General features: G+C 58.6%; 6 protein-coding genes and 1 pseudogene. All 7 read left to right on the top strand.

The features are described 5' to 3' along the window. Positions 1-626, top strand: a 626-nt coding sequence (locus tag BN874_RS10465; protein ID WP_320411465.1) for a DUF3782 domain-containing protein, incomplete at its 5' end; no start/stop codon positions are given. Between the two features lie 178 nt (positions 627-804). Further along, positions 805-1347 (top strand): hypothetical protein, encoded by a 543-nt coding sequence (locus BN874_RS10460; RefSeq protein WP_034432942.1) that lies wholly within the window; start codon positions 805-807, stop codon positions 1345-1347. A 116-nt stretch (positions 1348-1463) separates the two neighbouring features. After that, positions 1464-1661, top strand: a complete 198-nt coding sequence (locus BN874_RS10455) for a hypothetical protein (RefSeq protein ID WP_034432933.1) — start codon at positions 1464-1466, stop codon at positions 1659-1661. Then, complete coding sequence (locus BN874_RS23535; protein WP_081756302.1) at positions 1651-1830, top strand: type II toxin-antitoxin system HicA family toxin; 180 nt, start codon at positions 1651-1653, stop codon at positions 1828-1830. The genes BN874_RS10455 and BN874_RS23535 overlap by 11 nt, the downstream gene beginning before the upstream one ends. Before the next feature lie 229 nt (positions 1831-2059). Next, a pseudogene (locus BN874_RS26190) lies at positions 2060-2572 on the top strand (glycosyl transferase family 1); the annotation flags it as partial. Positions 2573-2734: 162 nt separating this feature from the next. Beyond that, on the top strand, positions 2735-3283 hold the full coding sequence (locus tag BN874_RS26185) for a glycosyltransferase (protein ID WP_320411466.1): 549 nt from the start codon (positions 2735-2737) through the stop codon (positions 3281-3283). Further along, the gene (locus BN874_RS10445; protein WP_034432929.1) at positions 3280-3897 is read left to right on the top strand and encodes a class I SAM-dependent methyltransferase; all 618 of its coding nucleotides are present in this window, start codon (positions 3280-3282) and stop codon (positions 3895-3897) included. The genes BN874_RS26185 and BN874_RS10445 overlap by 4 nt, the downstream gene beginning before the upstream one ends. Positions 3898-4047: the final 150 nt, after the last annotated feature.

Here is a 4047-nt window from a genome sequence, read left to right as displayed (position 1 = left end):
CTGGACGCATTGAAGATGAGGAGGTGATGGCGATGGCCACGACTTATGAAGAGATATTGGAATTGTTTCGGGAAGTGGCGGAATCCCAAAAGGAAACCGACCGGAAGTTTCAGGACACGGATCGGAAGTTTCAGGAGACCGAGCGGTTGCTGAAAGAAGGCGCGGAGGCGACCCGTCTTGAGATTAAAGCCCTGTCCAAGAACCTGGGAGAAATCGGCAATCGGCTGGGTGAATTTGTCGAATACATGGTCATGCCGACGGTCGTTCGGCTGTTCCAGGCACAGGGTCTTGAAGTGCATGAAGTGCATTCGGACATCAAGGCCAAACGTGAGGGTCAAGGCATCCAGGTGGATGTGCTGGTGGTCAATGACGGGGTGCTGATCGCCATCGAATGCAAAAGCAAGATGACGACCGCACAGGTGGACGAGCATATTCAACGAATGAACAAGCTCAAGCCGATGTTACCGGCCTATCGCCATCATCAAGCGTTCGGAGCGGTGGCCGCGCTGGTGATGCCCGATGACGTGGCCGAATATGCGGAAGAACAGGGCTTTTATGTGCTGGTGCAAAGCGGTGAGACGCTCACCATCGGTAACGAGCCAGAGTTTCGCGCCAAGGCGTGGTAACCCGTAAGGCGGATTCGGAGCGCAAGCGACAATCCGCCAAATCCCCCCTTCCCCCCTTTTTCAAAGGGGGGAAAGGCGGTGAAATAATGACCCGCCGGTTCTCGTGAGAGGATCGGCGGGTTTTTTGTGGGTGATGGTTTGGCGGTATACTGGACGCATCACTCTTAAGGAGGCCCCCATGTCCACGGCACAACCGACACTCGATGATGTTTGGCGCTTGTTTCAGGAGACCGACCGGAAGTTTCAGGAAACCGACCGAAAGTTTCAGGAAACCGACCGCAAACTGAACCAACTGGAAAAGCTGTTCACCAGCCAATGGGGCAAGCTCATGGAATCGCTGGTGGAGGGCGATCTGGTCAATCTGCTCGTCCAGCGAGGTATTGCCATCGCGGACACTACCACCCGTTTGAAAGGCAAACAGCCCGGCGGCGGCAACTATGAATTTGACATCATCGCCCACAACGGCGAAGAGGTCGTGGTGGTGGAAGTGAAAACCACGCTGCGGCCGGATGACGTGAAGAACTTCCTGGACAAACTGGATCACCTGAAAGACTGGATTCCCCGGTACGCGCAGAACCGGATTTATGGGGCGATGGCCTGGCTGACGGCGGACGCCAGCGCCGAGGCGATGGTGATCAAGCGTGGGCTATTCAGCATTCGGGCGACCGGTGATTCGGCCTCGATCCAAAATGACCCGGCCTTCACCCCGCAAGCGTGGTAGCCAAATCCCCCCCGACCCCCCTTTTTCAAAGGGGGGAGCAGGATGAAAAAGACCCGCCGGTTCTCGTGAGAGGATCGGCGGGTTTTCTCTTTTTGTGAACTTGAGGTAAATTAACAATGAACCATAAGCTGACCGTGATCTACTGGAAAAGCACCCACTTTTGGCTGGGCAAATTGCTTGAACACCCGGAGATTATGACGCAAGGAGAAACGCTGGAAGAGCTTGAGGAAAATCTTCTTGATGCCTATCGGTACATGGTTTTGGATGATGTACCGGAGCATTATGAGATCAAGGAATTGATTTATGAAGCGTAATGAACTGATTCGCATGTTATTAACTGCGGGTTGTGTTCTGCATCGACACGGTGGGCGCCACGATATCTATCTCAATCCGGCAACCGGCCAAAAGCAATCCGTACCAAGACACGCAGATATTGATGAATACTTGGCGAATCATATTAAAAAATACTTAGGGATTTCGTAGCCGGGTAGGGTGGGCAAGCTTCGTAGGTTGGGTTGATGGCAACCTAATCCCCCCCGCCCCCTTTTTCAAAGGGGGGCGCCTAATGAAATGAACCGCCCTTGGGACACCGGGGGCGGTTTTTTTAAGGGCTGGATTTAGAGCGATCAGTTTCCATCCCCGAATGGACTCCAGTAAAATCGAGCCGCTTCATTACACGGAACCCCGCGCCCACCGCTAAGCAACCCCTGCCATGCGTATCCTCTTTATTCACCAAAACTTCCCTGGCCAATTCAAACACCTGGCCCCGGTGTTAGCCGCGCAGGGCCACACCGTGGTCGCCCTGACCCTCAACGCCTCCCCGGCGATCCCGGGTGTTCCGATCTATCGCTACACGACGACCCGCAGCAACACCCCCGGCCTTCACCCCTGGGTACTCGACACCGAAAGCAAAGTCATCCGCAGCGAAGCGGTCGCCCGTGCCGCCGACCACCTGCGCCAACAGGGCTTCCGCCCCGACCTGATCAGCGTCCATCCCGGCTGGGGCGAAGCCCTGTTCCTGCACGAAGTCTTTCCCGATGTCCCGCAACTCCACTACTGCGAATTTTTCTACCGCACCCACGGCAGCGACGTCAACTTCGACCCGGAGTACCGCAATGCTGACCTCGGCGACCGCTGCCGGATCGTCTTCAAAAACGCCATCAACCACTTCAGCCTGGAAAGCGCCACCTGGGGTCTCAGCCCGACCGCCTGGCAACGCGCCCAATACCCGGCCCGCGTTCAAGACCACATCAGCGTCATCCACGACGGCATCGACACCCGACACGTCGTCCCGAATCCCCAAGCCAGCCTGCGACTCGAGCAACGCGGCCTCGAACTCCGCGCCGGCGACGAGATCATCACCTTCGTCAACCGCAACCTGGAGCCGATGCGTGGCGTTCACCCCTTCCTGCGCGCCCTGCCGGAAATCCAGCGCCGCCGCCCCCAGGCCCGCATCGTCATCGTCGGCGGCGACGAAGTCAGCTACGGCAGTCCCTTACCGGACGGTCAAACCTACCGCCAGAAATACCTGACCGAACTCGCCGGCCAACTGGATCTCAGCCGCATCCACTTCGTTGGCAAAGTCCCCTACCCGGTCTTTCTCGGCTTGCTACAGGTGTCCGCCGTCCACGTCTACCTGACCTACCCGTTTGTCCTGTCCTGGTCGATGCTCGAAGCCATGAGCGCCGGCTGCCTGGTGGTCGGCTCCCGCACCCCGCCCGTCGAAGAAGTCATCACCCACGGCCACAACGGCCTGCTGGTGGACTTCTTCAACCCCGCCGAAATCGCCGCCGCCGTCGACGACGTGCTGAATCATCCCGACCGAATGCAAGCGATCCGCACCCGCGCCCGGCAAACCATTGTTGAAAACTACGACCTGCACACCGTCTGCCTGCCACAACATCGCACCCTGATCGAACGCCTGGTGAACCCATGATTGCCCCGAACTCGCAAAAAACCGTCCTGCACGTTGGCTGTGGTGCGCCCAACCCCGATAAACTGCATCGAGCCTTTCGCGGCCCCGATTGGCAGGAAATCCGCCTCGATATTGACCCCGCCGTCCAGCCCGACATCGTCGCCTCGATGCTGGATATGTCCATGATCCTCGAAGCCAGTTACGACGCCCTCTACTCCTCGCACAACATCGAACACCTGTACCCCCACGAAGTCCCCATCGCCCTGCACGAATTCGCCCGCGTCCTCAAAGACGACGGCCTGGCGCTGATCACCTGCCCGGATTTGCAAGCGGTCGCCGCGCTGATCGCCGAGGGCAAACTGGAGGACACGGCCTATACCGCACCTGCGGGTCCTATTGCGGCTCTGGATATGGTCTACGGTCATCGCGCCTCGATGGCTCGGGGCAACCTGTTTATGGCCCACCGCACCGGCTTTACCCAACAGACCTTGGGCCAGCACCTGATCGGCGGCGGCTTTGCCCGCGTCACCGTCCAGCGTGATGTCTCAAACTTTGCCCTGTGGGCGGTGGCCTATAAACCCCGGCATCCCGAAGTTCTGAAAGCCCAAGAGCGCGTAGGGCGGGTTAGCGCGTAGCGCGTAGGGCGGGTTAGCGAAGCGTAACCCGCCGGAACCGGGACGCCCTGAACGGCGGGTTGCGGCTGACGCCTAACCCGCCCTACTTCTGACCGGATTGAACGAACCGCCCTTGGGAAACCGGGGGCGGTTTTTTAATGGGGGTCGGGC

The organism is Candidatus Contendobacter odensis Run_B_J11 (genome assembly GCF_000531125.1).
Lineage (GTDB): Bacteria > Pseudomonadota > Gammaproteobacteria > Competibacterales > Competibacteraceae > Contendibacter > Contendibacter odensensis.
The sequence above is the reverse complement of the archived record's forward strand: the minus strand, read 5'-3'. Positions and strand labels throughout refer to the sequence as shown.